Annotated in this window: 25 protein-coding genes and 2 pseudogenes; 13 read left to right on the top strand and 14 right to left on the bottom strand. The window is 66.4% G+C overall.

The window, feature by feature from the left end; translation table 11 throughout:
* Positions 1-41: 41 nt before the first annotated feature.
* A complete protein-coding gene (gene pcrA, locus CQY20_RS08120) occupies positions 42-2,360 on the bottom strand; it encodes a DNA helicase PcrA (RefSeq protein ID WP_097939566.1) in 2,319 nt (772 codons plus the stop codon).
* 199 nt (positions 2,361-2,559) lie between these two features.
* On the opposite strand from pcrA, the gene CQY20_RS08110 reads away from it, so the two are divergent.
* Positions 2,560-2,871 (top strand): chorismate mutase, encoded by a 312-nt coding sequence (locus CQY20_RS08110; RefSeq protein ID WP_097939565.1) that lies wholly within the window; start codon positions 2,560-2,562, stop codon positions 2,869-2,871.
* A 1-nt stretch (position 2,872) separates the two neighbouring features.
* Here CQY20_RS08110 and CQY20_RS08105 read toward each other — a convergent pair whose 3' ends face one another.
* Together CQY20_RS08105 and CQY20_RS08100 are read right to left on the bottom strand one after the other, a co-directional pair.
* The gene (locus CQY20_RS08105; protein WP_234816153.1) at positions 2,873-4,852 is read right to left on the bottom strand and encodes an acyltransferase family protein; all 1,980 of its coding nucleotides are present in this window, start codon (positions 4,850-4,852) and stop codon (positions 2,873-2,875) included.
* 174 nt (positions 4,853-5,026) lie between these two features.
* The gene (locus CQY20_RS08100; protein ID WP_097939564.1) at positions 5,027-6,475 is read right to left on the bottom strand and encodes an NAD-dependent succinate-semialdehyde dehydrogenase; all 1,449 of its coding nucleotides are present in this window, start codon (positions 6,473-6,475) and stop codon (positions 5,027-5,029) included.
* A 49-nt stretch (positions 6,476-6,524) separates the two neighbouring features.
* On the opposite strand from CQY20_RS08100, the gene pgi reads away from it, so the two are divergent.
* Positions 6,525-8,192 (top strand): glucose-6-phosphate isomerase, encoded by a 1,668-nt coding sequence (pgi, locus tag CQY20_RS08095; RefSeq protein ID WP_097939563.1) that lies wholly within the window; start codon positions 6,525-6,527, stop codon positions 8,190-8,192.
* On the opposite strand, the gene CQY20_RS08090 is transcribed toward pgi, so the two are convergent.
* The 5 genes from CQY20_RS08090 to CQY20_RS08070 all read right to left on the bottom strand — a co-directional run bounded on the left by CQY20_RS08090 (position 8,189) and on the right by CQY20_RS08070 (position 10,743).
* Positions 8,189-8,746, bottom strand: coding sequence for a hypothetical protein (locus tag CQY20_RS08090; RefSeq protein WP_097939562.1), 558 nt, complete (start codon positions 8,744-8,746; stop codon positions 8,189-8,191). The genes pgi and CQY20_RS08090 overlap by 4 nt on opposite strands.
* The gene (locus tag CQY20_RS08085) at positions 8,727-9,029 is read right to left on the bottom strand and encodes a helix-turn-helix transcriptional regulator (protein WP_163701700.1); all 303 of its coding nucleotides are present in this window, start codon (positions 9,027-9,029) and stop codon (positions 8,727-8,729) included. Before CQY20_RS08085 ends, CQY20_RS08090 begins: the two co-directional genes overlap by 20 nt.
* Positions 9,030-9,170: 141 nt before the next feature.
* Complete coding sequence (locus tag CQY20_RS08080; RefSeq protein WP_165789245.1) at positions 9,171-9,536, bottom strand: hypothetical protein; 366 nt, start codon at positions 9,534-9,536, stop codon at positions 9,171-9,173.
* Between the two features lie 111 nt (positions 9,537-9,647).
* The gene (locus CQY20_RS34460) at positions 9,648-9,947 is read right to left on the bottom strand and encodes a hypothetical protein (RefSeq protein ID WP_097939560.1); all 300 of its coding nucleotides are present in this window, start codon (positions 9,945-9,947) and stop codon (positions 9,648-9,650) included.
* A gap of 46 nt (positions 9,948-9,993) precedes the next feature.
* Complete coding sequence (locus CQY20_RS08070; protein WP_097939559.1) at positions 9,994-10,743, bottom strand: SDR family oxidoreductase; 750 nt, start codon at positions 10,741-10,743, stop codon at positions 9,994-9,996.
* 26 nt (positions 10,744-10,769) lie between these two features.
* Between CQY20_RS08070 and CQY20_RS08065 the strand changes: the two genes are divergently transcribed.
* Positions 10,770-11,333: a chorismate mutase gene (locus CQY20_RS08065; protein ID WP_097939558.1), complete on the top strand. Its 564-nt coding sequence runs from the start codon at positions 10,770-10,772 to the stop codon at positions 11,331-11,333.
* 1 nt (position 11,334) lies between these two features.
* Here CQY20_RS08065 and CQY20_RS08060 read toward each other — a convergent pair whose 3' ends face one another.
* Positions 11,335-12,198 (bottom strand): Fpg/Nei family DNA glycosylase, encoded by an 864-nt coding sequence (locus CQY20_RS08060; RefSeq protein WP_097939557.1) that lies wholly within the window; start codon positions 12,196-12,198, stop codon positions 11,335-11,337.
* A 29-nt stretch (positions 12,199-12,227) separates the two neighbouring features.
* On the opposite strand from CQY20_RS08060, the gene CQY20_RS08055 reads away from it, so the two are divergent.
* Positions 12,228-13,394, top strand: a complete 1,167-nt coding sequence (locus CQY20_RS08055; RefSeq protein WP_097939556.1) for an aminotransferase class V-fold PLP-dependent enzyme — start codon at positions 12,228-12,230, stop codon at positions 13,392-13,394.
* Positions 13,395-13,397: 3 nt separating this feature from the next.
* Here the strand turns inward: CQY20_RS08055 and CQY20_RS08050 are convergent, their stop codons facing one another.
* The 3 genes and pseudogenes from CQY20_RS08050 to CQY20_RS08040 all read right to left on the bottom strand — a co-directional run bounded on the left by CQY20_RS08050 (position 13,398) and on the right by CQY20_RS08040 (position 15,591).
* Positions 13,398-13,775 (bottom strand): phage holin family protein, encoded by a 378-nt coding sequence (locus CQY20_RS08050; protein WP_097939555.1) that lies wholly within the window; start codon positions 13,773-13,775, stop codon positions 13,398-13,400.
* 11 nt (positions 13,776-13,786) lie between these two features.
* Positions 13,787-14,527, bottom strand: a complete 741-nt coding sequence (cobF, locus tag CQY20_RS08045; protein ID WP_097939554.1) for a precorrin-6A synthase (deacetylating) — start codon at positions 14,525-14,527, stop codon at positions 13,787-13,789.
* 15 nt (positions 14,528-14,542) lie between these two features.
* A pseudogene (locus tag CQY20_RS08040) lies at positions 14,543-15,591 on the bottom strand (YihY/virulence factor BrkB family protein).
* 128 nt (positions 15,592-15,719) lie between these two features.
* Between CQY20_RS08040 and CQY20_RS08035 the strand changes: the two are divergent.
* Positions 15,720-16,658: an AurF N-oxygenase family protein gene (locus CQY20_RS08035; protein WP_097939553.1), complete on the top strand. Its 939-nt coding sequence runs from the start codon at positions 15,720-15,722 to the stop codon at positions 16,656-16,658.
* Entirely contained in the window at positions 16,655-17,485 is an 831-nt protein-coding gene (locus CQY20_RS08030; RefSeq protein ID WP_133119044.1) for a DUF4873 domain-containing protein, read from the top strand. The genes CQY20_RS08035 and CQY20_RS08030 overlap by 4 nt, the downstream gene beginning before the upstream one ends.
* Positions 17,486-17,569: 84 nt before the next feature.
* Here CQY20_RS08030 and CQY20_RS08025 read toward each other — a convergent pair whose 3' ends face one another.
* On the bottom strand, positions 17,570-17,839 hold the full coding sequence (locus CQY20_RS08025; RefSeq protein WP_097939551.1) for a DUF4235 domain-containing protein: 270 nt from the start codon (positions 17,837-17,839) through the stop codon (positions 17,570-17,572).
* Positions 17,840-17,915: 76 nt separating this feature from the next.
* Between CQY20_RS08025 and CQY20_RS08020 the strand changes: the two genes are divergently transcribed.
* From CQY20_RS08020 to CQY20_RS08005, 5 genes and pseudogenes are all read left to right on the top strand, one after another.
* Positions 17,916-18,782: an LLM class flavin-dependent oxidoreductase gene (locus CQY20_RS08020; RefSeq protein ID WP_097939638.1), complete on the top strand. Its 867-nt coding sequence runs from the start codon at positions 17,916-17,918 to the stop codon at positions 18,780-18,782.
* A gap of 109 nt (positions 18,783-18,891) precedes the next feature.
* Entirely contained in the window at positions 18,892-19,551 is a 660-nt protein-coding gene (locus CQY20_RS36180) for a chemotaxis protein CheB (protein ID WP_237683019.1), read from the top strand.
* The gene (locus CQY20_RS36175; protein ID WP_237683020.1) at positions 19,544-19,915 is read left to right on the top strand and encodes a hypothetical protein; all 372 of its coding nucleotides are present in this window, start codon (positions 19,544-19,546) and stop codon (positions 19,913-19,915) included. Before CQY20_RS36180 ends, CQY20_RS36175 begins: the two co-directional genes overlap by 8 nt.
* Positions 19,896-20,663, top strand: coding sequence for an STAS domain-containing protein (locus CQY20_RS08010; protein WP_234816152.1), 768 nt, complete (start codon positions 19,896-19,898; stop codon positions 20,661-20,663). The genes CQY20_RS36175 and CQY20_RS08010 overlap by 20 nt, the downstream gene beginning before the upstream one ends.
* 44 nt (positions 20,664-20,707) lie before the next feature.
* Positions 20,708-22,276: pseudogene (locus CQY20_RS08005) on the top strand (CheR family methyltransferase); the annotation flags it as partial.
* A 21-nt stretch (positions 22,277-22,297) separates the two neighbouring features.
* Here the strand turns inward: CQY20_RS08005 and CQY20_RS08000 are convergent.
* Positions 22,298-22,642 carry a hypothetical protein gene (locus CQY20_RS08000; protein ID WP_133119043.1) on the bottom strand — a complete coding sequence of 115 codons (345 nt, stop codon included), beginning with the start codon at positions 22,640-22,642 and terminating at the stop codon, positions 22,298-22,300.
* 149 nt (positions 22,643-22,791) lie between these two features.
* Between CQY20_RS08000 and CQY20_RS07995 the strand changes: the two genes are divergently transcribed.
* Both CQY20_RS07995 and CQY20_RS07990 read left to right on the top strand, forming a co-directional pair.
* Entirely contained in the window at positions 22,792-24,177 is a 1,386-nt protein-coding gene (locus tag CQY20_RS07995; RefSeq protein ID WP_163701703.1) for a cytochrome ubiquinol oxidase subunit I, read from the top strand.
* Positions 24,174-25,169, top strand: a complete 996-nt coding sequence (locus tag CQY20_RS07990) for a cytochrome d ubiquinol oxidase subunit II (RefSeq protein WP_097939549.1) — start codon at positions 24,174-24,176, stop codon at positions 25,167-25,169. Before CQY20_RS07995 ends, CQY20_RS07990 begins: the two co-directional genes overlap by 4 nt.
* The last annotated feature ends 85 nt before the right edge of the window (positions 25,170-25,254 follow it).

Below are 25,254 nucleotides of genomic sequence, written 5' to 3'. Positions count from 1 at the left end.
TTGGAGCGAAAACTAGAGCTAATTCACCTTGGACCGGGGGATTACAGCTTCTGGATCGGCGCGTGGTTGTGCATCAGCTTCACGCGGCCTGCGCTGCCGAAGTCGATCAGCGACATCGCCGATTCGCCCATGCCGGACACTTCTTCGACGCGGCCGAGGCCGTATTTGTCGTGGTTGACCCGGTCGCCTGGCTCCAGCACGACCAGCGGCCGCTTGCCCACCGTCGCCCGCGCTGGCGACGGCCGCGGTGTGCCGTACCGGCCGGCATTGCCGACGGGCGCCGAGAACGACGGTGTGGTGTCGGTGCGGCGCCAGTCGATGAGCTCCTGCGGGATCTCGCGCAGGAACCGCGACTCCGGGTTGAGCATCGGCTGACCCCACGACGAGCGCACCTTGGCCCTGCTGAGGTAAAGCCGTTGCCGCGCACGGGTGATGCCGACATAGGCCAGCCGCCGTTCCTCGGACAGCTCGGTGGGATCGCCCAGCGCCCGCATGTGCGGGAACATGCCGTCCTCCCAACCCGTCACGAACACGACGGGAAACTCCAAACCCTTCGCGGTGTGCAGCGTCATCATCGTGACCACACCCGAGCCGTGCTCGGGTAGTTCGTCGGCGTCGGCCACCAGCGACACCCGCTCGAGAAACGCCGCCAGTACACCGGTATCGGGCACGTCCTCGTCGTCGAGATCGGTCCCCGTCGCCTCCGCGTTGGCCAGGTCGGTGCTGAATTCGTGTGCAACGCTGACCAATTCGTTCAGGTTGTCCAGCCGCGCCAAGTCCTGCGGGTCGCTCGAGGCTTCCAGCTCGGCGCGGTATCCGGTGCGGTCGAGCACCGCCTCGACCAACTCGCCCAACTCGCCGTCGAGACGCCCCCGCAGGTCGTCGAGCATCTCGACGAACGCCGAAATGCACTTCTCCGCGCGGGTGTTCAGCATCGGCACCTTGCCCTCGGCGGCGGCCTGCAACGCGTCGTTGAACGTGCATCCGGTGTTTTCGGCGTAGACGGCAACGCATGCCTCGGCGCGGTCGCCGATCCCCCGCCGCGGGGTGTTCAGGATGCGCCGCATGCTCACCGAGTCGCCGGGGTTGTCCAGCACACGCAGGTAGGCGACGATGTCGCGGATCTCCTTGCGCTCGTAAAAGCGCACGCCGCCAACGACTTTGTACGGAATGCCGGCGCGGATGAACACCTCTTCCAACGCGCGCGACGAGTTGTTCGTGCGGTAGAACACCGCGACGTCGCTGTAGGAGATCTCGCCGCGGTCGGCCAGCGCGTCGATCTCCTCGGCGACGAAGCGCGCCTCGTCGTGCTCGTTGTCGGCGACATACCCGACGATCAGCTCGCCCTCGCCTGCGTCGGTCCACAACCGCTTCTCGCGGCGGCCTGCGTTGCGGGAGATGACGGCGTTGGCCGCCGACAGGATGTTCTGCGTCGAGCGGTAGTTCTGCTCAAGCAGAATCGTTGTGGCATTGGGGAAGTCGCGTTCGAAGTCTTCGATGTTGCGGATCGTCGCGCCGCGGAACGCGTAGATCGACTGGTCGGCGTCGCCCACCACGCACAGCTCGCCGGGCGGCAGATCGTCGACGGTGGTCTCGGTGCCCACCAATTCGCGCACCAGCACGTACTGCGCGTGGTTGGTGTCCTGATACTCGTCGACGAGGATGTGCCGGAACCGCCGCCGATAGTACTGGGCGATCTGCGGGAACGCCTGCAGCACGCCGACCGTCTCGCCGATGAGGTCGTCGAAGTCCAGCGCGTTGGCCGCGCGCAGCCGACGCTGGTACTCGCCGTACACCTCGGCGATGATGCGGGCCAGGTCGTCGGCGGCCTCGTGCGCCTCGGCGGCGGCCTGCTCGGGGCCGATCAACTCGTTCTTGAGGTTGGAGATGCCGTTGGCCAGCAGCCGCGGCGAGTACCGCTTGGTGTCCAGGCCCATGTCCTTGCCGATCATCATCAGCAGGCGGCGTGAGTCGTCGGCGTCGTAGATCGAGAAGTTGGAGTTCAGGCCCGGCAGCAGCGACGCCTGGTTGCGCAGGATCCGCACACACGTGGAGTGGAACGTCGACACCCACATCGAGCGGGCCCGCGGGCCGACCAGCGACACCACCCGTTCGCGCATCTCGGCGGCGGCCTTGTTGGTGAACGTGATGGCCAGCACCTGCCCTACGCCGACGTCGCGGGCGGCCAGCAAATAGGCGATCCGGCGGGTCAGCACCGCCGTCTTCCCCGACCCGGCACCAGCCACGATGAGCAGCGGCGAACCCTCATGCAGCACGGCTTGGCGCTGTTGCGGGTTGAACCCTTCGAGGAGCTGGTCAGCCGTTGAACTCGGCGGAGGATGGCTTAGGTGCACAGTCATGTCAGCCCCAACTTACCGCTGTGGGTCGACACTTTTTGCGCTGGCGGCGCCCTGGTGGCACACTTATTTCGTGCTCAGCAAGCAGCATCGATTTTTCTACGGGTACCGGCGAGCGGTGCCCGTGGTCTAGCTGCTTTCTAGAGCCCCGTGGTCCGCTTCCGGATCCGGGGCTCGTTTCATGTGTGAGGCCCGAAGCCGGATGAGACCACAACTCCCACGAAACGCCCCACACGACGAGGAGCACGAAATGACTATCGAAACGGAGCCCGTGGCCGACATCGACAATTTGCGCCAGGAGATCGACCGGCTCGACGCCGAGATCCTGGCCGCCGTCAAGCGTCGTACCGAGGTGTCCAAGCTCATCGGCAAGGCCCGGATGGCCTCCGGCGGCACCCGCCTGGTGCACAGCCGCGAGATGAAGGTCATCGAGCGCTACAGCGAGCTCGGCCCCGAGGGCAAGGACCTCGCGATGCTGCTGCTGCGGCTGGGCCGTGGCCGCCTCGGCCACTAGGTCAGCGCAGCGCGTCCTGCAGCCACGGCGTCAACCATTTCACGGCCTCGGGCGTGGGGTGCAAGCCATCCATGCGCATCTTGATGCCGTCGATGCGGTTGGTGTAAACGCCGTCGGGACATAGTTTCTCGTTGAGGTCGAGAACCTCGATGTTCTTGCGTTGTCCGGCGACGCGGCGCAGCAACTTGTTCCACGCTTCGACGCGCTCGGGCTCGTCCTCCGGGTACAACGACCCGTCGGGCTGCTCACCGCGCCGGCTGCAGGCCGCGGTCGTCGCCACCACCCGCGCGCCGGTGGATCCGAGAATGTCGAACGCCCGCCGCAGCTCTCCGCTGAGGTAGTTGTCGAACGCAGGCTCGCCGACATGCGTCCAGTGCCCCTCGTTGACGCGGTCGACGGTCTCCCAGCGGCCGACGATGAGCAGCGCGACATCGGGTTTGGCATGGTTGATCCGCTGCGCCCATCTGGCGGGCCACGTCTCGCATTCAGGCTTCTGTGTCAGCGTCTCGCCGGTCGACCGGTACGGCCCGCCGCGCGCGATACCGCAGCCGATCGTGGTGAAGTCCATGAACGAGAATCCCGGCGTCGGCGGCAGGTACCGCATCATCGTCCACGCCATCGAGTCCCCGAACACCGCGACCCGACGCGTCCCCGGCGCCACCCGTCTGGTGTCGCCGACCTCGACCGGCACCTCGGGGTGCACGGCAGCGGCCAGCACCTCGGGCGGTATCTGCGGGTGCTCGCCGTCCTGCCGGATGCCGACCGGGACGACGACGGTGGTCGCGACGGCCGCGGTGGCCAGCGTCGCCGCCGCCAGCCGCAGCTGCGGCACATGCACGGGCCGCCACCGCCGGATGGGCTGCTCGATCAGCAGCCACGACATCGCGGCCACCGTGACAGTCGCCAGCGCCCGCAGCGCGAACAGCGACAGGCCCGTCAACCCGGTGCGTTCGCCGTTGAGCGCCAGGAAGATCGGCCAGTGCCACAGGTAGACGCCGTAGGAGATCATGCCCAGCCACACCAGCGGCGGCAGCGCCAGCACGCGAGCCACCAGGCCGCGCTGTTCCAGTGCGATCGGGGCGACAACGAACACGGCGGCCACCGCGACGACGATCAGCAGCCCGCGACGGAACTCCGGCGCGCCGCCCGTGGCGAAATGCGCCACCACCCCGAGCATCGTCAGCCCGATCAGCGGCAGCACCTGCGCGATCACGCGGCCCCACCGCGACCGCAGCTGCGTGCCGTAGCGCGCCAGCGCCGACCAGTCCCCCACCAGCAGCGCCGCCGCGGCCGCGCCCACGAGAAGCGCCTGGACACGCGTATCGGTGCCGAAGTACACCCGGTTCAGCGACTCCTCGTTGACCAGCAGGCACGCCTCCACCGCCGATGCCGCGCCGCCGGCGAACGCCAGCGCGAAGATCACCATGCGCACCGTGTGCAGCTTCGGCCGGTTCGGCCGACGCCGGGTCAATAGCGCGAGCACTACCGCGACGACCACCAGCACCAGCGGCCAGACGACGTAGTACTGCTCCTCCACCGCCAGCGACCAGGTGTGCTGCAGCGGCGAAGGGGTGTCGCCCTGGGTGAAGTAGTCGGTGTCGCGAAATACGAAGACCCAGTTGATCATCCAGAAGAAGGCGCCGACGGCGTCGTCGCGCACCGCCGCGACGGACTCCTCCGGGAACAGCTCGCGCAGCACGACGACGGCCAGCACCATGACGACCAGCGCGGGCAGCAGGCGTCGCGCCCGGCGGGCCCAGAAGCCGGGCAGGTCGATGCTGCCGGTGCGGCCGAGCTCGTCGAGCAGCAGCGAGGTGATCAGAAATCCGCTCAGGACGAAGAACACGTCGACGCCGATGAATCCGCCCGCCACACCGGGGATGCCGCCGTGATCGGCCAGCACCAGCGCGACGGCGATCGCGCGCACGCCGTCCAGCGCGGGGATGCCTGCCTTCGCATGACCGCCGCGGCGCGGTCGCACGGATGCTCTGGGTGCGCCCCGGTTCACGGCGCGCTGGGGCGGCGCGACCCATCGGTGGCCACTCACCGGTGAAATCTTTCCAACGCGAGCAGACGCAGAATCGCATTAGCGACGGCGTGTCGGTGCGATTCTGCGTCTGCTCGACAGCGAGACCTGAGTGCCTCCTGAGATGCGCTACTTCGTCAGCGCGATGTACTTCGTCTCGAGGTACTCGTCGATGCCCTCGAAGCCGCCCTCGCGGCCGAAGCCCGACTCCTTCACGCCGCCGAACGGCGCGGCCGGGTCGGAGATCACGCCGCGGTTGACGCCCACCATGCCGGACTCGATGCCCTCGGCGACGCGCAGCGCGCGGTCGAGGTCGCGGGTGTAGATGTAGGCGGCCAGCCCGTATTCGGTGTCGTTGGCGGCGGCCAGGCCCTCTTCCTCGGTGTCGAAGCCGGTGATGGGCGCGACCGGCCCGAACACCTCCTCCTTGAGAATGCGGGCGTCGGCGGGCACGTCGGCCAGCACGGTGGCGGGGTAGAAGTTGCCCGGGCCGCCCGGTGCGACGCCGCCGAGCGCCACCTTGGCGCCGCGCGACACCGCATCCGACACCAGATCGGAGACCGTGGCCACCTGCTTGGCGTTGATCAGCGGGCCGAGCGTCGCCGACGAGTCGGTGCCCTTGCCGAGCGTGAACTCGCTCATCCGCTTGACCAGCTTTTCGGTGAACTCGTCGCGTACCGAGTTGGCGATGTGGAAGCGGTTGGCGGCCGTGCACGCCTCGCCGCCGTTGCGCATCTTGGCCAGCACCGCGCCTTCGACGGCCGCGTCGATGTCGGCGTCGTCGAACACCACGAACGGCGCGTTGCCGCCGAGCTCCATCGACTGCCGCAGCAGCGCGTCGGAGGCCTGCTTGGCCAGTGCCTTGCCGACGCCTGTGGATCCGGTGAACGTCAGCTTGCGCAGCCGCCCGTCGTCGATCAGCGCCGTGGTGACCCCACCCGGATCGGTCGTCGGCAACACCGACAGCACGCCCTTGGGCAGGCCGGCCTCATCCATCAGCTTGGCCAGCAGCAGCATCGTCAGCGGCGTCTCCTGCGCCGGCTTGACGATCATCGTGCACCCCGCCGCCACGGCGGGCCCGATCTTGCGGGTGCCCATCGCCAGCGGGAAGTTCCATGGGGTGATCGCGTAGCACGGCCCGACGGGTTGCTTGGTGACGAGGATGCGGCCGGTACCCGCGGGGCTCGGGGTGTAGCGACCGTGGATCCGCACGGCCTCCTCGGCGAACCAGCGGAAGAACTCGGCGCCGTACTTGACCTCGCCCATGCTCTCGGGCAGCACCTTGCCCATCTCGAGCGTCATCAGCGTGGCGATGTCTTCGGCGTGCTCGGTGATCTTCTCGAACACCGCGCGCAACACCTCGCCGCGTTCACGGGGCGGGGTGGCCGCCCAGCTGGCCTGCGCCGCCGCGGCCGCATCCAGTGCCGCGATGGCGTCTTCGGGGGTGGCGTTCGCGACCGACGTGAGGACCGAGTCGTCGGACGGGTCGAGCACGTCGAAGGTCGACGAACCCTCGCGCTCCTCACCGCCGATCCAGATGCCGGTGGGGACTGACTTCAACAGCGCGGTGGTATCCATAGCTTCTCTCTTACTCCTTCGGTCAAGCCCCCCGCATTAGGGTCGGAGTATGACCGCCGAAATCCAGCAGATCTCCGACATCACGGCCACTCCAGCATGGCAGGCCCTGGCGCGGCACCATGACCAGATCCGCGGCAAACACCTGCGCGAACTTTTCGACGAGGATCCCGCCCGTGGCACCGAACTGGCGCTGACCGTCGGCGACCTCTACATCGACTACAGCAAGCACCGGATCACCCGCGAAACGCTGAGTTTGCTGGTCGATCTCGCGAAAGCCGCGAATCTAGAACAGCGTCGCGACGCGATGTATTCCGGGGCGCACATCAACACCTCCGAGGACCGCGCAGTGCTGCACACCGCGTTGCGTAAGCCCCGCGGCGCCGAGCTCGTCGTCGACGGCCAGGACGTCGTCAAGGACGTGCACGAGGTGCTGGACCGGATGGGCGAGTTCACCGATCGGTTGCGCAGCGGCGACTGGACCGGCGCGACCGGCCAGCGCATCACCACCGTCATCAACATCGGCATCGGTGGCTCCGACCTCGGCCCGGTGATGGTGTACGACGCGCTGCGCCACTACGTCGACGCCGGCATCTCCTGCCGGTTCGTGTCCAACGTCGACCCCGCCGACCTGGTGGCCAAGCTCGACGGGCTGGACCCCGCCACAACGCTATTCATCGTGGCGTCGAAGACGTTCTCGACGCTGGAAACGCTGACCAACGCGACGGCGGCGCGGCGCTGGTTGACTGATGCGCTCGGCGACGCCGCGGTGTCCAAGCACTTCGTCGCGGTGTCGACGAACAAGAAGCTCGTCGACGAGTTCGGCATCAACACCGACAACATGTTCGGCTTCTGGGATTGGGTCGGCGGCCGCTACTCGGTGGATTCGGCTATCGGCCTTTCGGTGATGGCCGCGATCGGCAAGGAGCGGTTCGCCGAGTTCCTCGCCGGCTTCCACATCGTCGACGAACACTTCCGCACCGCACCGCTGGAGGCGAATGCGCCTGCGCTGCTTGGCCTTATCGGCCTGTGGTACAACAACTTCTTCGGCGCGCAGTCACGCGCTGTGCTGCCCTATTCCAACGACATGGCCCGCTTCGCCGCCTACCTGCAGCAGCTGACGATGGAGTCGAACGGCAAATCGGTGCGCGCCGACGGCACACCCGTCACCACCGACACCGGCGAAATCTTCTGGGGCGAGCCAGGAACCAATGGGCAGCACGCGTTCTACCAACTGCTGCACCAGGGCACGCGGTTGATACCCGCCGACTTCATCGGGTTCAGCCAGCCCACCGACGATCTGGCCACCGCCGACGGCACCGGCAGCATGCACGACCTGTTGATGAGCAACTTCTTCGCCCAGACGCAGGTGTTGGCGTTCGGCAAAACGGCCGAGGAGATCGCCGCCGAGGGCACACCACCAAATGTGGTGCCGCACAAGGTGATGCCGGGGAACCGGCCGACGACGTCGATTCTCGGCACCCAGCTGACGCCGTCGACGATCGGCCAGCTGATCGCACTCTACGAGCATCAGGTCTTCACCGAGGGCGTCATCTGGGGTATCGACTCGTTCGACCAGTGGGGTGTGGAACTGGGCAAGACTCAGGCCAAGGCGCTGCTGCCGGTCATCACCGGCGACGACGCGCCCGCCAAGCAATCGGACAGCTCGACCGACGCGCTGGTGCGCCGCTATCGCGCCGAACGCGGCCGCACCGTTTAACCGGTCACCTCGTCCGAGCGCCTGGTCCAGCCCAGGATCATCACGGGTAGGCAGCCGCCGATCATCAAGACGGCCAACGTCATCAGCCCGCCGGCGTAGGCCATGTCGAGCGCGGCTTTGGCGTCGACATCGCGCATGGTCGTCGACGCGATGATCAGGTAACCGATCGGCAGCAGCATCAGGTTCTGCGTCACGACCAGACCGATCGATCGCGCGTTGTTGCGCTGCTGCAGCTCGAACTCGTCGAGCGTTCGCCGTGGCGCATCGCCCTGCCTGCCCGACGCGATCTGCAGCATGATCCACATCGGGAAGAACACCAGTGTCGCCGGTATCCACAGCAGCGCGGCCTGCCGAAATCCGAAGGCGCACACCACACTCACACATGCCATCAGGCCCAGTGAGGCCGCGATGCCGACGACGAGCATGCGCCGCCTGTGCTGAGTGCGCCAGCGCGGCAGCGCATTCGCATACGTTTCCTCGTGTCGCAGGAAGCGCCTGGTCCGGAAGTCCTCGTAGCGGTCGAGGATCGTCGGTTCACTGTTCGTGGCGGACATGCGCGCCTCCTTGTGCTCGATCGTTTCGGGCGTAGAGCTCGGTGGACAATGGCGCGAAGGGTTTGCGTGAGAAGACCGCCTCGACGGGCAGGCCGAACACATCGCAGATTCGGAACGCCAGATCCAGGCTCGGATAGTGGTCTCCGCGCTCGAGCGCGCCGACGGTCTGCGGGTTGACGTTGATCAATTCCGCCAGCTGCGCCCGAGTCATCCCCCGTTCGGCGCGTAACACACCGATTCGATTATGGATGGGGAGCGTTTCACCCCTTCGCACCGGACTCATACAACTGATTGTTGTAAAAACCCAACGAGTCGTCAAGTAAACCGGCACACCCGGCCGCGATCACCCGCGAGACGGAGTCCTAGCAGCGAAAGTTCGAGAAGGGTCCTACGAGGATTCCGTCTCGCGAATCGAGAAGTGGAGTTAGGGCGCCGGGATGCTCAGGCAGCCCACATTCGGGATGCAGCCGCTCGCGCCACCACGGCTGGCGGAACCGGTCGGGCCGTTCCAGAAGCCACCGCTGGCGCCACCGCCGTCGGCGCTGCCGAACGGGCCGTACGGGATCGATCCGCCCGCGCCGCCGCGATCAGCTGTGCCGCTCGGCCCGTACGGGACGTTGATGTCGGCGCCGCCCGCATTGATGTTGGCAATGCCCGAGCACGGCGAACCGTCGGCGTTCACGCACGGTGGCGGGGGCGGCGGGTCGGCATAGGCGGCCGGAGCAACGGCGAGCGCAGCGGCAGCGGCACCGGCGAACAAAATTGGGGTCAGTCGCGCGATTTTCGCCATGATCTTGGTCTACCACGAATAGACGAACGCGGCAGCGACGCCCCACCGACGCTGCTGCCGCGTTCGTTTGTATTCGGTTGTCACTCAGCGTTACGCGTTGCTGCGGTCAGGTTACGGCGCGGGGATGGTGGTGCAGAAACCTGGGACGCAACCGCTGGCTCCGCCGGGGCCGGCCTCACCGAACACGCCGCCGGGCAGGCTGCCTGCGGCGCCTCCAGGTCCGGCGCCACCTTGAACGCCACCGGGAACTTCGCCCGAGGCGCCACCGGGACCTGCGACCTCACACGCCGTTCCATCAGGATTGACACACGGCGGAGCCGGCTCAGCGGCGGCGGCCGGTGCGAGCGCGATCGCGGTTGCCGCAGCGCCCGCAAAGAACAATGGGGGCAGGGTCTTCACTTTCACGGTCATACAACCTGCCTACCACGAGCCAGGCAGCCCTAAACCTCTAGCAGACCTACGCGAAAGGTTTGGTGAGCCGCGGCGGCAACACCTTTAACAGCTGCACCAGCGGCGCCCACGGCCACCACGGCACGACGGCGCGACCTTTTTCACGCTCGATGGCCTCGACCATCTTCCTTGTGCCCGTTTCGTTGTCGACCATCATCATCGTCGACGCCGACCTGGCCGTCATCTCCGATTCGATGTAGCCGGGCTCGAGCACTGTGATTTTGATGGGGCCGCTTGGATATTCGGCGCGCAACGACTCACCCAGCGACGAAACACCCGCCTTGCTGGCGGCATACGCGGTCTTGATGCCGGGCACACCCTTGTTGCCCAGCACCGAGGACACCAACACCAGATGTCCGCCACCGGATTTCTTGAACATCTCGATGGCCGTTTCGATTTGCACCAGTGCGGCGATCAGATTGGTCTCGATCGTCTGCTTGTTGGCGTAGAGCTTGCCGGATCCCAGCGGCGCGCCCTTGCCGATCCCTGCGTTGACGATGACGCGATCGATGCCGCCGAGTTGGTCGGAGAGCTCGGCGAACACCTTGGGCACTTGCTCGTGGTCGTTGACGTCGAGAGCCGCGATGGCGACGTTGATGCCGGGGTTGCGTTCGGTCAGCTCTGCCTTGAGTTCCTCGAGGCGGTCAATGCGTCGCGCGCACAGCGCGAGGTCGCATCCCTTGGAAGCGAAAATGCGGGCCATACCTGCGCCGAGGCCGGAGCTGGCGCCGGTGATCAAGATCTTCTGGCGAGTCACTCAGACAGCGTAAGCATGATGTACCCATGACTCGTAATCGAACTGCTGCATTCCTGGTGACCGGTTCAATGCTGTCAGGCCTGCTCGCAATGCCCGCGACCGCCCAGGCCGCGGACAGTCCGCTGTACCGCTTGGTCGACACCGCCGCCCAGCGGCTGGCGACCGCCGATCCGGTGGCCGCATCGAAATGGCTCACCGGCGGCTCGATCACCGATACGCAGCGCGCCAATCAGGTTCTCGATTCGGTCGCCGCCGACGCCAGCGCCCACGGCATCGACGCGAATTACGTCCGCAGAGTCTTTACCGACCAGATCGGCGCGACCGAAGGCATCGAGTACTCACGGTTCGCGCAGTGGAAGTTCGATCCCGCCGGCGCCCCGACCACCGCGCCCGACCTGTCCGCATCGCGCACGGAGATCGACGGGTACAACAAAACGATGGTCAACGAGATTGCCCAGCAATGGAATTCACTGCACGCACCGACGTGTCGCGTCGAGTTGCAGCAGGCGACCGATGCCGTGGCCGCAGGTAGGCACCTGGATCCGCTCTACCGGCAGGCGTTGGAGTCGGCGACGCGGTCCTACTGCTGACTCATTTGAGCAGTCGCGACAGCCGCCGGTCGGCTAGCACCTTGCCGCCGGTCTGGCAGGTCGGGCAGTACTGAAAAGACTTGTCCGCGAACGACACTTCCCGCACGGTGTCGCCGCACACCGGGCAGGGTAACCCGGTGCGGGCGTGTACGCGCAGACCGGATCGCTTCTCGCCCTTCAGCGTTGCGGCCTTCTGACCGACCGAGCGCTGCACGGCGTCGGTGAGCACCGAGATCATCGCGTCGTGCAGCGCCGATAGCTGCGCATCGGACAACTTACCTGCGGTCGCGAACGGCGACAGCTTGGCCACGTGCAGGATCTCGTCGCTGTAGGCGTTGCCGATTCCGGCGATCACCTTCTGGTCGGTGATCACGGTCTTGATCCGGCCGCTCTGCCCGGCCAGCACGTCGGACAAGCCCTCGGGCGTCAGCTCGAGGGCGTCCGGCCCGAGCGCGGCGATCCCGGGAACCTCCGCCGGATCGTCGACCAGCCAGACCGCCAGCCGCTTCTGCGTGCCCGCCTCGGTGAGGTCGAACCCGGGCGCCTCACCGGGGGTGCCGAGGTGCACGCGCAGCGCGATCGGACCCTTGCCCGGTTTGAGCGGGCCCGCCGCGAGCCTGTCGGACCAGCGCAGCCATCCCGCCCGCGACAAGTGGGTGATCAGGTGCAGGTCACCGGCCTGCAGGCCCAGGTATTTGCCCCACCTGTTGGCGGTGACGACCTCCTGGCCGTGCACCGCCGTCAGCGGCGGGTCGAACGTCTTCAACACGGACAGCGCGGCCACGTCGACGCGCCCGACGGTGAGGCCGACGGCATGCCGACGCAGGTGGTCGGCCAGGGCCTCGACCTCGGGTAACTCCGGCATGACTCCAGTCTGCCCTAACCTCTCACGGCATGGACATCGCCGCCCTGCGCGCGCTCACCCCCGGATGTGCTCACCGCAATCACCTCAACAACGCCGGTGCCGCGCTACTGGCCAACCCGACGATCGAGGCTATGACGCACCAGTTGCACCTCGAGGCCCACATCGGTGGCTACGAGGCGGCCGTCGCCTCCGCCGACCGCATCGACGACACCTACCGGGCACTCGCCGAGTTGCTGAACGCCCGCGCCGACGAGATCGCGTTGTTCGACAACTCGACCCACGCCTGGAACGCCGCGTTCTATTCGGTGCCGCTGAAAGCAGGCGACCGCATCTTGACCGGCCGCAGCGAGTACGGCAGCAATGTGCTTGCCTACCTTCAGGTCTCGCAGCGTACCGGCGCCGAGGTGGTCGTCGTGCCCGACGACGAGACCGGCCAGATCAACGTCGCCGCACTGGCCGACCTCCTCGACGAGCGCACCAAACTGATCGGACTGACCTGGGTTCCCACCGCAGGCGGGCTGGTCAACCCGGCGGCCGAGGTCGGACGCATCGCCAACGACGCCGACGTCCTGTATCTGCTCGACGCGACTCAAGCGGTGGGGCAGTTCCCGATCGACGTCACGGCGATCGGTGCCGACATGTTGACCGGAACCGGCCGCAAGTTCCTCCGCGGGCCACGCGGCACAGGTTTCCTCTACACCGGCCCGCGCGCGTTGCAGCGACTCGAACCGTTTGTCGCCGAGATCCGTTCTGCCACTTGGACCGGCGGGCGATCGTTCACATGGGCCGACGGTGCTCAGCGGTTCGAGACGTGGGAGAACAGCTACGTCAACGTCGTCGGCCTCGGCGTCGCGGTGCGCCAGGCGCTCGACTTTGGCCTGCCGAACATCGCGCAGCGCAGCAGCGACCTCGGCGCCCGGCTACGACGCGGGCTGGCCGAAACCGACGGTGTGACCGTGCACGACCTGGGACGCGAACAGTGCGCGATCGTGACCGCGAAAGTGTCCGGCGTCGACAGCGAGGCCGTCGCGGATGCGCTGTTACGACAGGGCATCAACGTCAGCACCACGGTGCCCGAGCACAATCAGTTCGACGAGCGCGGCGTGCATCCGCTGGTGCGGCTTTCCCCGCACTACTACAACACCGACGACGAGATCGACCAGGCGATCGCCGCCGTCGCAGCCCTCGCACGCTGAGGTTCAGCGCACGATCAGCGACAGCACCCAGCTGACCACCGACAGAACGATCGCCGCCCAGATCGCCGTCCACCAGAAGTCGTCGATGTAGAGGCCCCAGTGCGTGGTGTGCTCGGTGATCCGCGAGGTGATCCACAGCATCAACGCGTTGATGACGACGTGGAACAGCCCGAGCGTCAAGATGTAAAGCGGTATCGAGATGATCTGCACGATCGGCTTGATGATCGCATTGACCAAGCCGAAGATCACCGCGACGACGAAGATGATCCCGACCTTCTGTGCAGGCGTGTCGCCGCCGACGAATTCCACTCCGGAGACGACCAGCGTGACGATCCACAACGCCACCCCGTTCACCGCTGCGCGCAGCAGGAATGCCGTCATGCCGGTTGACGCTACCCGCTGCGCAGCAGGTAGGTGTCCATGATCCAGCCGTGCCGCGCGCGGGCCTGCGCCCGCAGCTCGGCGATCTTCTCACCGACGTCGCCGACGGTGCCCGACACCAGCAGCTCGTCCGGCGTGCCGAGGTAGGCGCCCCACCAGATGCGGGTGTCCGGCGGGCAGGACCGAAACGCGCAGTCGCCGTCGAGCATCACCACCGCGCTGCCGTCGACGCCGTCGGCGGCCACCCGCCTGCCGGTGGTGATCAGCACCGGCTCGCCGATGTCGTTGAGCGGGATGCGATGTCGCGCCGTCAACGCCTGAATCGCCGTGATGCCGGGGATGACGTCGTATTCGATGTCGACGCGCTGAGCCACGGCGTCGAGGATCCGCAGCGTGCTGTCGTACAGCGACGGATCGCCCCACGCGAGGAAGGCACCGACGCCGTCGGGCGGAAGTTCCCGTTCGATGGCCTCTGCCCAGACAGCGGCGCGCGCCGCGTGCCAGTCGGCGACGGCCTGCCGGTAATCGGTGTCCTTGGCGCGCGGCGGATCGGCCAGTTCGACGAACCGGTAGTCCGCGTGGCCGATGAACCGTTCGCAGATCGTCCGCCGCAGCGCCACCAGATCGCTTTTCCCCTCGCCCTTGTCCATCGCGAAGAACACCGCGGTGTCGTTGAGCGCCCGCACGGCCTGCGCGGTCACATAATCCGGGTCGCCCGCGCCGATACCGATGACGTGGATGCGACGAGTCACGCCCGTGAGTATGCGCTATCCGTCCTCACCCCTACTCCGGCGGAGTGCCTCGGCGCGCTTGATGTCCTTTTCTTCGGCTTCCTCGTTCTTGTCGAGCACCCGGGTGTCCCGCGGCGGCAGTTGCAGGTCACGCTCGGCGCGAATGCCGGCCTGCAGCTGACGGCCGCGCTCGAGTTCGGCGTCGAGTTCGGCGCCGACAGCAAGGCCAGGTTGGTGATCCACAGCCACAAGAGGAACACGATGACACCGGCAAGGGCGCCGTAGGTTTTGTTGTAGCTCCCGAAGTTCGAGACGTAGAGGCCGAACAGCACGGACGCCACGATCCAGGTGAGGATCGCGAATCCAGCCCCGACACTGATCCACTTGAACTTCGGCTGCTTGACGTTCGGCGTGGCGTAATAGAGCACCGCCACCGCCAATACGACGCAGACGAATAACACCGGCCACTTCGCGATGTTCCACGCCGTCACCGCCGCCGATCCGGCCCCGATAGCCCTGCCGACTGCTTCTGCCACCGGGCCGCTGACCGCCAGCATCACCGCGGCGGCCGCGGCCAGCAGCAACCCGGCCAGGGTGAGCACCAGCTGCAGCGGGCGCAGCTTCCATACCGGGCGACCCTCGTCGATCTCGTATATGCGATTCATCGCGCGCCCGAACGCACCGATGTAGCCCGACGCCGACCACAGCGCGCCGACCGCCCCGGTCACCAAAGCCAGGCCGGCCGACGGCGATTGCACCAATTGTTCGATCGTGGGCCGGAGCAGATCCAGTGCGTCGCTCGGCACGACACGGGCTGCCGTCTCGAGCACCGCGTCGACGGTGCGACGGCCCTGGCCGATCACGCCGAGCAGAGACACCAACACCAGCAGCGCGGGGAACAGCGAGAGAACGGCGTAATACGTCAAGGCGGCGGCCAGATCGGTGCACTGATCCTGCCGAAACTCGCGCACGGTCTTGCGCAGCACGAACAGAACCGACGGCTTGGTCAGATCGGTCGGTGAATCCGGCTTTCGCGGATCGTCGGGCTCGGGTGGGGCGTGTTGGGCTTCCTGGTTGACGGCCATGCCGTCCGGTACCCGTTGACCATTGCGTCAAACAGCCATAAGTCGATTTACCCGGTACCGCGGGTATTGACATCTTTTGTGTAGCGTCCTTACCTTGGATTCAAGAGCTTCGAGAGAGGAAGTCGCGGATGACCGCCTCGGTACGGCAGCAGCCAGAGGGTTCGTCGGCTCCTCGCGTGCGCGAGCCGTCCCGCCAGGAGTTCGCCGACCGCCTGCTCAAGGGTTCGGTGAAGAAGTCCTACGCGCCCGTCGTCGACATCGACTGGGATGCGCCGCTGGACCCGGACAAGTTCTTCCTGCCGCCGCGGTGCGTGTCGCTGTATGACACCCCGATGTGGGACGAGATGACGCGTGAGCAGCAGATCGAACTGTCGCGGCAGGAACTCGTCAACACGCTGTCGGCGGGCATCTGGTTCGAGAACATCCTCAACCAGGCGTTGCTGCGCAAGATCATGCACCAGGATCCGACGGCGCGGGCCACGCACTACGAGCTGACCGAAATGGGCGACGAGACCCGCCACATGGTGATGTTCGGCAAGGCCATCGAACATCTCGGCGCCAAGCCGGTGCAGCCCAGGTGGTGGCAGCGCGTCATCATCAACGCACTGCCGTTGGGCTTCAAGGGATCCGTGCTGTGGGTCGCGGCGCTGATCGGCGAGGAGATCTTCGATTCGCTGCAGCGCCAGATGATGGACGACGATGACCTACAGCCAATGGTGCAGCGGCTCATGCGGATTCACGTCACCGAGGAAGCGCGCCACATCCAATTCGCCCGCGACGGGCTGCGCAAGCGCACACAGCACATGGGGCGGCTGACCCGGTTGTGGGTGGCCAACATCAACGGGCTGGGCGGCCTGTTCTTCCGTTACCTGTTCACCAACCGGATCCCGTACTACCGCGTCGGCCTGGACGCCGACCGCGCGCGTCAGCTCGCCCGCACCAGCCGCAACCGGCACGAGGTGCAGGTCAGCGGATTCGCGCCGCTGGCGGCGTTTCTGGAGGAGGTCGGCCTGATGGGGCCGATCTCGCGCCGAATGTGGCGGCGCACCGGCTTTTTGCCGCGATGACGGACGACCGCGCACGTGAGGAGCGAATAGACCCCTGCGCACGTGAGGAGCGAATAGACCCCTGTCATGACGTCCTCATCGTCGGTGCTCCTGACGCCGAACAGCGACTGACACAGGCCGGGATCGCCGGCATCGCCGTGTACGACGACTGCGACCTGTCCCAGGCGAGTTTCGACGAAGCCACCCACACCTGGGTGCTGCCGACGTGCCGGGCCCGCATCGTCGTCACCAACCAAATCCGCAGCGGCCGCGACAATCTCAAACCGTATCTGGGCGTTGCCACCCACGGCGTGCCCAACTACTTCATGGTCACCGGCGCCGATGCCGTCGCGGCGGCGCGGCTGAACTACATCGCCGAGTGCCTGAAACTGCTGCGGCGCACCGAAAGCACGCGCATCGAAGTGCTCTACAGCACGCAGCGCATGGTGCACGTGCGGAAAAGCAGTTCCGAGCGCACCGATCCGAAGTACTGGCAACGAATGCACAAGCTCGCTCCGGCGGCGTTCGACCTCAGCTCGCACATCGGTGTCGAATCCGACCTCTACGACGGCCGCGCCGTCATCCGCGTCGGCGACGACGAACGCGAGGTCCGGGTTCGGCTGTCGGGCCGGCTGGATCCTCTCGACGGCCGATACCATTGGCAGGGAACGATTTTCGACGAGCTCTCCGATGACGCGCTCGGGCAACCGGCGACCGTCGCCATCGGCGAGCGCAGCGCCGAGGGGCGCATCACCGAACGCACACCGCAGGGCAGATTCTCGGTGGCCGGCGTCGGCGCGCCGCCCTATCCCCTCGACGACGTCGAGGTCGTCGTGCCGAACCGGTAGCGCAGCGTCACAAGAAGCAGGGCGATGGCGAAGAGGGCGCCCACAATGCCTGCACCTGCTACATGATGCCGCGCCGGGATCGCCCTACGAGGGATCTTCGTTCGTCAGCGCCCGGTATCCGTGCGCCTCGGCGCGGGCGAACGCCGCTCGGACGACGCCCATGATGAGGCCCTGTACGGCCGCGGCGAGGAACGCGTCGCGGGTGGAGCGGGACAGATCCTGCGGATCGGGCGGTTCCTGGTCGGTGGGGCTGATCCGCTGCCAGATCTCAGTGAAGATTTTCGCGGCGACCAGGCCGCCGGCAACGCTCGTCGCGAGGGAGAGCGGCTTGTACATGGCTTTCGAGACGTTCATCGCCGAGACGTTCCCGCACTGGCCTGCCCCGAAACTCGTCAGGGCGTCGACTAGAACGCGTTCTAGTATGCACGGCATGCGGTTCACCTACGCCGAAGCGATGACGGACCCGACGTACTACATTCCGCTTGCGAAGGCCGCCGAAGAGGCGGGCTACCACGCGATGACGATCGCCGACAGCATCGCCTACCCGCTCGAGTCCGACTCGACGTATCCCTACACCCCCGACGGGAATCGCGAGTTCCTTGATGGCAAACCGTTTGTCGAGGCGTTCGTGCTCGCCGGTGCGCTGTGCGCGGTGACCACCAGGTTGCGGTTCAACTTCTTCGTGCTGAAGCTGCCGATCCGCCCGCCCGCCCTGGTCGCAAAGCAGGCCGGCTCGCTGGCGGCGGTATTCGGAAACCGCCTCGGGCTGGGTGTCGGCACCAGCCCGTGGCCCGAGGACTACGAGTTGCTCGGCGTGCCATTCGCCAAGAGGGGCAAGCGAATGGACGAATGCATCGAGATCATTCGCGGCCTGACGTCGGGCGACTATTTCGAATTCCACGGCGAGTTCTACGACATCCCGAAAACGAAGATGACACCGGCCCCGAGCGAGCCGATCCGAATCCTGGTCGGCGGTCACGCCGACGCCGCCCTGCGCCGCGCCGCCCGCTGCGACGGCTGGATGCACGGCGGCAGCCGCCGCGCCGAACTCGATCGACTTATCAACCGGCTCAAGGAGATTCGCGCCGTCCAGGACCGCACCGGGCCGTTCGAGATCCACGTGATGTCCGCAGATGCGTACACGCTCGACGGCATCAAACGCCTCGAAGACAAGGGCGTCACCGATGCGATCGTCGGCTTCCGGAATCCCTACATCATGGGGCCCGACACCGAGCCGCTGGACACCAAGATCCGCAACCTCGAGAAGTTCGCCGAAAAAGTAATGAGCAAGGTCTGAGGCGCCCGCAGAAGGCGTAACGTCAATACCAGCTTGGCGCAGAACGCCGGGCGGTGGCCCGAGTGGACAGGAATGGTTGCTCGAGACCGGCCTGGGTAACCAGCACGCAATGGCGGAACAAAGCGGGTCCAATAACGGTGCACCTGTCGGGGTGGTGGCTGTCGGCGCCTCGGCAGGCGGCGTCGAAGCGCTGACCCATTTTGCGGCACAACTGCCGACGGATCTGCCCTTCGCCGTTCTTGTCGCCCTGCATATGCCACCGACCGGCCCGAGCGTCCTGGCGAGGATCATCGGACGCGCTGGACCGCTCCCCGCGGTGACCGCAACCGACGGGATGCACATCGAGCCTGGCCGCATCTATGTGGCCGCACCGAATCGTCACATGCTGGTTCACGACCACCGTGTGCTGCTTTCGGAGGGCCCGACGGAGAACGGACATCGGCCTGCAATCAACGCGCTGTTCCGGTCCGTAGCGCTGAACTTCGGCCCGCGCGCCGTCGCCGTGCTGCTCTCCGGGGTGCTCGATGACGGGGTGCTCGGGGCCGCGGCAATCCGGTCAAGGGGCGGCACGGTCGTGGTTCAAGACCCCGCCGAGGCAATGTTTCCCGCGATGCCAGCCAACGCATTGAACGCGGGAGTCGTCGACTACACGGCCGCCGTGTCGGACATGGGGCCGCTGCTCAAGCAGCTGTCCGAGAAGAAGATCGAGGAACCCGACATGGAGCCGGACTTCACACTCGGAAACCGAGAACCGCATCGCGATGGGTAAACGCTTCGACACATCCGTCGGGTCCGAGGGCCTCGGGCCGCACTCCGGATACACCTGCCCTGACTGCAACGGGTCACTTGTCGCGGTGAGTGCGGGCAGCTACCGCTGCCGGGTCGGACACGCGTGGACGGCCGAGGCCCTGCTGCAGGCTCGCGATCACGAAATCGAGGGCGCGCTATGGGTGGCGCTGCGCAGCCTGGAGGAAAAGGCGAACCTGTCGCGCAAGATGGCCGAGCACGCAGGCCATGACATGCTCAGGCAGCGCTACACCGAACTGGCAGAAGAGGCCGAACACGCCATGACGGTGCTGGGCAACCGGCTGCGCGACACCGCACCCGACCCTGGTGAGCGCGGTGTCGGCTGACCACACCTCCACGCTGACGGTCTCCTCGGCGACCGTGGACCAGGCCGTTCTGCTTACCGCCGAAGGGGTTTTGAACGCTCGCACCTACCGCTCTTTGCGCGACGAGATCATCAAGACGGCGCTGGATGAACCTGCCGCCGTGCTCGTCGACATCTCCGCTCTCAGCGTGCCTGCCGAGTCGGCACTGGCCGTTTTCACCAGCGCCAAGTGGCATGTGGCACGGTGGCCTCAGATACCGATCGCGCTGATCTGTGGAAGCTTGGCCGGCCGGCGCGCCGTCGCCCGCAACGGTGTATCTCGCTATGTCCCCGTCTATCCCACGGCCGGCGAGGCGATGGCCGCGGTGCCCAGCTTCGCGGACCGGCACCGCCGTCGCGCCCGAGCCAACCTGCCGGCGGACCCGTCCAGCCTCAGCCGATCGCGCCGACTGGTCGAGGAGTGGCTGTCGGCATGGTCGAAGAACGAACTCGTTCCGGTGGCGAAGGTAGTGGTCACAACCCTCGTCGAAAACGTGCTGCAACACACCGACAGCGCGCCGAGCGTGCGCCTGGAGACGAGGGGTGAAACGGTAACCGTCGCCGTGGAGGACGACAGCAGAAAGCCACCGATCATCTCCGAGACCCAGCTGGCCACCGACCAACCCACCGGGCTGAAGCTCATCGACGCGCTGACACGGGCATGGGGTAACGCACCCACTCCGTCGGGTAAGACGGTTTGGGCTGTGATAGGTCCGGAGAACAGGCTCTAGGGCCGAGTATGTTCGACTCGCGAATCCAAGGAACGGACACCAGGATGAACGAGCACACTGATGACGCGTTCGAAGCGCTGCTGCGGTTCATGCGGGACTCGCGCGGCTTCGACTTCACCGGCTACAAGCGGACGTCGCTGATCCGGCGTGTCCGTCATCGGATGGACGCGGCCGGCTACCAGACGTTCGAGGAGTACCTCGACGTGTTGCAGGCCAGTTCCGACGAGTTCACCGCGCTGTTCAACACCATCCTGATCAACGTCACATCCTTCTTCCGCGACGGGCCCGCATGGGATTTCATCCGGGATGAAGTAGTCCCGGCGATGCTGGCCGAGAAGGCGCCCAACGAACAGATCCGGGTGTGGAGCGCAGGATGCGCATCCGGCCAGGAGGCGTACACCCTGGCGATGGTCCTTGCCGAGGCGCTGGGACCCGATGAATTCCGCCAGCGGGTCAAGATCTACGCCACCGACGTCGACGAGGATGCGCTGACTGAAGCCAGGGCCGCCACCTACGACGCGAGGGCCGTCGAATCCGTGCCGCCGGCCCTGTTGGAGAAGTACTTCGAGCGCACCAACGGCCGTTACGTCTTCCGCAAGGATCTGCGCCGTGCGGTGATCTTCGGCCGCAACGACATCGTCAAGGATGCGCCGATCTCCCGAGTCGACCTGCTGGTGTGCCGCAACACGTTGATGTATCTCAACGCCGAGACTCAACGTAATGTGTTGGGGCGCTTGCACTTTGCTCTTGCGCCGAAGGACACGCTGTTCCTCGGGCACGCCGAGATGCTGTTGAGCCACAGCGACCGCTTCACCCCGCTGAACCTGATGTTTCGCATCTTCCGGAAGGCGGCGGGATCCCACGCCGGTGTCGAGCGCCTCGAGAACACCGCGGCCTTGATGGAGAGGCAGGGCGACCTGCCCGGCCTGTCCCCGATCCGCGAGTTGGCGTTCCGGGCCAGCCCCGTCGCCCAGATCGTCGTCACCGGGGACGACGTGGTCGCGGTGATCAACCAGCAGGCCGAGACGACGTTCGGTTTGTCGGCCCGCGACATCAGGCGGTTGCTGCGCGATCTCGAAGTATCCTATCGACCGGTGGAGTTACGCGGCTACGTGGAACAGGCCAAGGTCGAGCGGCGGTCGGCGCGCATCCAGGACGTTCAGTTTCAGCGTCCCGGCGCGGATGTGCTCTGGTTCGAGATTCACGTCAACCCGCTCGTCGACGCCGAGAACGGCCTGCTGGGCGTGTCGATCGTGTTCTTCGACGTCACCGCTACGCGGGCGCTGCTGGACAAGGTGGTGCAGACCAACCGTCAACTCGAGGCCGCCTACGAGGAACTGCAGTCCACCAACGAAGAACTCGAAACCACCAACGAGGAACTGCAGTCGACGGTGGAAGAGTTGGAGACCACCAACGAGGAGCTGCAGTCCACCAACGAAGAACTCGAGACGATGAACGAGGAGCTGCAGTCCACCAACGACGAGTTGCACACCATCAACGACGCGCTGGGTGAGCGCAGTTTGGAGTTGAACGAGGCGAAGAACCTGATGAACTCGCTGGTCGACTCCATCCAGTTCGGGATGGCTGTGGTCGATCGCGAGATGCGGGTGGTGGGCGTAATGCGGTAGGTCCGGTTAGGAGATCATGCTGACTTCGCCGGCCGCCGCCTCGCCCTTGAGGCCGTCGCAGGACCCTTCCAACCTGCCCGCGGTGGTCCACAGCGCAACGACTTTGTCGAGCGGATCGGGTGACACCTCGATGTCGCCGGGGAAGTGGATGTCCTCGATGGCGAACGGGCCGACGTCGACGCGCTCGTGGGTCAGCTTCTCGTTGGGCTGGCGGGTGCGCTTCTCGTGCAGACGCAGGCGCACCCCATAGGCTTGTTCCAGCGCCGCGCGGATCTCGAGGGCGTCCGACAGTTCGACCTTGGTCCGTTCGGCTCTGTGGATCACTTGTGCGCCGGTATCTATGTCACTCACCTGCTGAAAGTGGATATCGATGGAGCTCGCCAGCTCAGCTCCGCTATGCAAATCAACGTACCCTTCCGTGCACTTTCTGAAGCAGTTACCACACGCGGTGTGGATGCCGCTGCGAATGCGTCGCTACCAGGGCTAAAGGCGTAGCGTCGATGGCTGTGGCATTCAGCGACGCGGTGCTACTCCTGGCGGATCCTCCCGGCCTGTTGCCCGCGCGGCAGCAGATGGCGGTCTCGCTGGGCTTTCACATCATCCTGGCGTGCTTCGGCGTCGCCTTTCCGACCATCATCTACGTGGTGCACCGGCGCGGCATCGTGCGCGACGACCCGGTGGCGCTCGGGCTGGCCAAACGCTGGGCAAAGGTATCGGCGGTGTTGTTCGCCATCGGTGCGGTTTCGGGCACGGTCCTCAGCTTCGAGATGGGCCTGCTGTGGCCGGGCCTGATGGGCCGCTTCGGCGACGTGCTCGGCCTGCCGTTCGCGTTCGAGGGGCTGTCGTTCTTCGTCGAGGCGATCTTCTTGGGGATCTACCTGTACGGCTGGGGCCGGATGCCGCCTCGACTGCACCTGGCGATGCTGATCCCGATGGGGGTCTCCGGCATCGTCGGCACGTTCTGCGTGGTCTCGGTCAACGCATGGATGAACAACCCGGCCGGGTTCTCGATCCGCGACGGCGAGGTGACCGACGTCAATCCGTGGCGGGCCATGTTCAACGACGGGGTCTGGCTGCAGTTCCTGCACATGTGGGTGGCGGCGTTCATGGTCGTCGGGCTGGTCGTGGCCGGGGTGTATGCGGCCGGTCTGCTGCGGGGCCGCGACGACGCGCATCACCGGCTCGGCTTCACGGTGCCGTTCGTCTTCGCGTCGGTGGCGGCGATCGCGCAGCCCCTGATCGGTCACGTGCTCGGCATGCGGATCCACGACAGCCAGCCGGCCAAGCTGGCCGCGTTCGAATTGGCCGAGACCACCGAAGGGCCTGCCCCGTTCCGGCTCGGCGGCGTGCTGGTCGACGGCGAGGTGCACGGCGCGCTGGAGATCCCGCGGCTCGGGTCGATCATCGCACGCAACTCTTTCGACGCGCCTGTTCCCGGGCTCGACACCGTACCGAGGCAGGACTGGCCGCCGGTCAACATCACGCACCTGTCGTTTCAGTCGATGGTGGTCATCGGCACGGCGCTGGCAGCCGGTGTCCTGCTGTACTGGTTGCTGCGCTGGCGCGGCCGCGATCTGCTGGACAACCGGTGGTTCCTGCGGTTCGCCGTGATCGCTGGCCCGTTGGCCATCCTGGCAGTGGAATTCGGTTGGACCGCAACCGAAGTGGGCCGCCAACCGTGGACGGTGTGGCACATACTGCGCACGCCCGACGCGGCGACCACGATGACCGGGCTGTGGTGGAGCTACAGCGCCGTCCTGGTCATCTATGTCGGCATGACGGTCGGGGCCTGGATCGTGTTGCGGTCCATGGCCAGACGCTGGCGCGCCGGTGAGGCCGACCTGCCCAGCCCGTACGGGCCGCCGCGGGAGGACTCGGTGACATGACCCTCGCGACGGTGGTGGCGATGGCGATGTTCCTCGGCGTGGTGGTCTACGCGTTGTTCGCAGGCGCCGACTTCGGCTCGGGCTTCTACGATCTCACGGCCGGATTCGACTCGCGCGGCAGCGATCTGCGCACCCTGGTCGACACCAGTATCGGGCCTGTGTGGGAGGCCAATCATGTGTGGCTGATCTACATTCTGGTGATCTGGTGGACGGGCTTTCCAAGCGCATTCGCGGCCGCGACCACCACACTGTTCATCCCTCTCAGCCTGGCGCTGGCCGGAATCGTGTTGCGCGGGGCGAGCTTTGCGTTTCGCAAGTACTCTGAGACGTTTGCTCAGGCGCGGCTGTTCGGGGCGATCTTCGCCTCTTCGTCGGTGATCACGCCGTTCTTCCTCGGCGCGGCGGCGGGGGCCATCGCCTCGGGCCGGGTGCCCGCCGAGGGTTACGGCGATCCCATCGGCTCCTGGATCAACCCGACCTCGCTGGTCGGCGGCTGCCTGGCCGTCGCGACATGCATCTTCCTCGCCGGGGTGTTCCTGACCGCCGACGCCGACCGCGCCGGCAGCACCGAGCTGGCGTTGCGTCTGCGCAAGCGCACGTTGGCGGTCGGCGTCGTCGCGGGCGGTGTCGTCTTCGCCGGTTTGTATCCGGTGTGGCACGACGCGCCCACGCTCAGCCACGGCCTGCGCACCGCCGCCGCTCCCCTACTGGTGGTCGCCGCGATCGCGGGGTTGGCGACCCTTGTGCTGGTGTACCGCAAGCAATTTGGCTGGGCGCGGGTCGCGGCCGTAGCAGCGGTCGCCGCTGTGGTGACCGGCTGGGGCGTCGGGCAGTATCCCTGGATGCTCGTCGATCAGCTGACCATCAACGACGCCGCAGGCGCCGACGCCACGCTGGTCGGACTGTTGATCGTGGTTGCGCTGGCCGGGGTGGTCGTGTTGCCGCCGTTGGTGTACCTGTTCCGCCTCACCCAGCAGTGGACTCGCACTTAGAGTGGTCCCCTTTCCCGCGAGCGAGAGTGTCCCTCCCCTTCGCCGCGAGGGTGCGTGTCTGCGGGCGACACGCCGTGTGAATCCA

Source organism: Mycolicibacterium agri (genome assembly GCF_002553505.1).
Classification (GTDB): Bacteria; Actinomycetota; Actinomycetes; order Mycobacteriales; family Mycobacteriaceae; genus Mycobacterium; species Mycobacterium agri.
Note: the sequence above shows the minus strand (reverse complement) of the source record. Positions and strands in the feature narration are given on the sequence as shown.

What these genes read in the sequence shown, in the direction of transcription:
- pcrA (WP_097939566.1), bottom strand. Translation starts at nt 2,360, where the DNA reads ATGACTGTGCACCTAAGCCATCCTCCGCCGAGTTCAACGGCTGACCAG.
- CQY20_RS08110 (WP_097939565.1), top strand. Translation starts at nt 2,560, where the DNA reads ATGAGACCACAACTCCCACGAAACGCCCCACACGACGAGGAGCACGAA.
- CQY20_RS08100 (WP_097939564.1), bottom strand. Translation starts at nt 6,475, where the DNA reads ATGGATACCACCGCGCTGTTGAAGTCAGTCCCCACCGGCATCTGGATC.
- pgi (WP_097939563.1), top strand. Translation starts at nt 6,525, where the DNA reads ATGACCGCCGAAATCCAGCAGATCTCCGACATCACGGCCACTCCAGCA.
- CQY20_RS08090 (WP_097939562.1), bottom strand. Translation starts at nt 8,746, where the DNA reads ATGTCCGCCACGAACAGTGAACCGACGATCCTCGACCGCTACGAGGAC.
- CQY20_RS08085 (WP_163701700.1), bottom strand. Translation starts at nt 9,029, where the DNA reads ATGAGTCCGGTGCGAAGGGGTGAAACGCTCCCCATCCATAATCGAATC.
- CQY20_RS08080 (WP_165789245.1), bottom strand. Translation starts at nt 9,536, where the DNA reads ATGGCGAAAATCGCGCGACTGACCCCAATTTTGTTCGCCGGTGCCGCT.
- CQY20_RS34460 (WP_097939560.1), bottom strand. Translation starts at nt 9,947, where the DNA reads ATGACCGTGAAAGTGAAGACCCTGCCCCCATTGTTCTTTGCGGGCGCT.
- CQY20_RS08065 (WP_097939558.1), top strand. Translation starts at nt 10,770, where the DNA reads ATGACTCGTAATCGAACTGCTGCATTCCTGGTGACCGGTTCAATGCTG.
- CQY20_RS08060 (WP_097939557.1), bottom strand. Translation starts at nt 12,198, where the DNA reads ATGCCGGAGTTACCCGAGGTCGAGGCCCTGGCCGACCACCTGCGTCGG.
- CQY20_RS08055 (WP_097939556.1), top strand. Translation starts at nt 12,228, where the DNA reads ATGGACATCGCCGCCCTGCGCGCGCTCACCCCCGGATGTGCTCACCGC.
- CQY20_RS08050 (WP_097939555.1), bottom strand. Translation starts at nt 13,775, where the DNA reads ATGACGGCATTCCTGCTGCGCGCAGCGGTGAACGGGGTGGCGTTGTGG.
- CQY20_RS08035 (WP_097939553.1), top strand. Translation starts at nt 15,720, where the DNA reads ATGACCGCCTCGGTACGGCAGCAGCCAGAGGGTTCGTCGGCTCCTCGC.
- CQY20_RS08030 (WP_133119044.1), top strand. Translation starts at nt 16,655, where the DNA reads ATGACGGACGACCGCGCACGTGAGGAGCGAATAGACCCCTGCGCACGT.
- CQY20_RS08025 (WP_097939551.1), bottom strand. Translation starts at nt 17,839, where the DNA reads ATGAACGTCTCGAAAGCCATGTACAAGCCGCTCTCCCTCGCGACGAGC.
- CQY20_RS08020 (WP_097939638.1), top strand. Translation starts at nt 17,916, where the DNA reads ATGCGGTTCACCTACGCCGAAGCGATGACGGACCCGACGTACTACATT.
- CQY20_RS36180 (WP_237683019.1), top strand. Translation starts at nt 18,892, where the DNA reads ATGGCGGAACAAAGCGGGTCCAATAACGGTGCACCTGTCGGGGTGGTG.
- CQY20_RS36175 (WP_237683020.1), top strand. Translation starts at nt 19,544, where the DNA reads ATGGGTAAACGCTTCGACACATCCGTCGGGTCCGAGGGCCTCGGGCCG.
- CQY20_RS07995 (WP_163701703.1), top strand. Translation starts at nt 22,792, where the DNA reads ATGGCTGTGGCATTCAGCGACGCGGTGCTACTCCTGGCGGATCCTCCC.
- CQY20_RS07990 (WP_097939549.1), top strand. Translation starts at nt 24,174, where the DNA reads ATGACCCTCGCGACGGTGGTGGCGATGGCGATGTTCCTCGGCGTGGTG.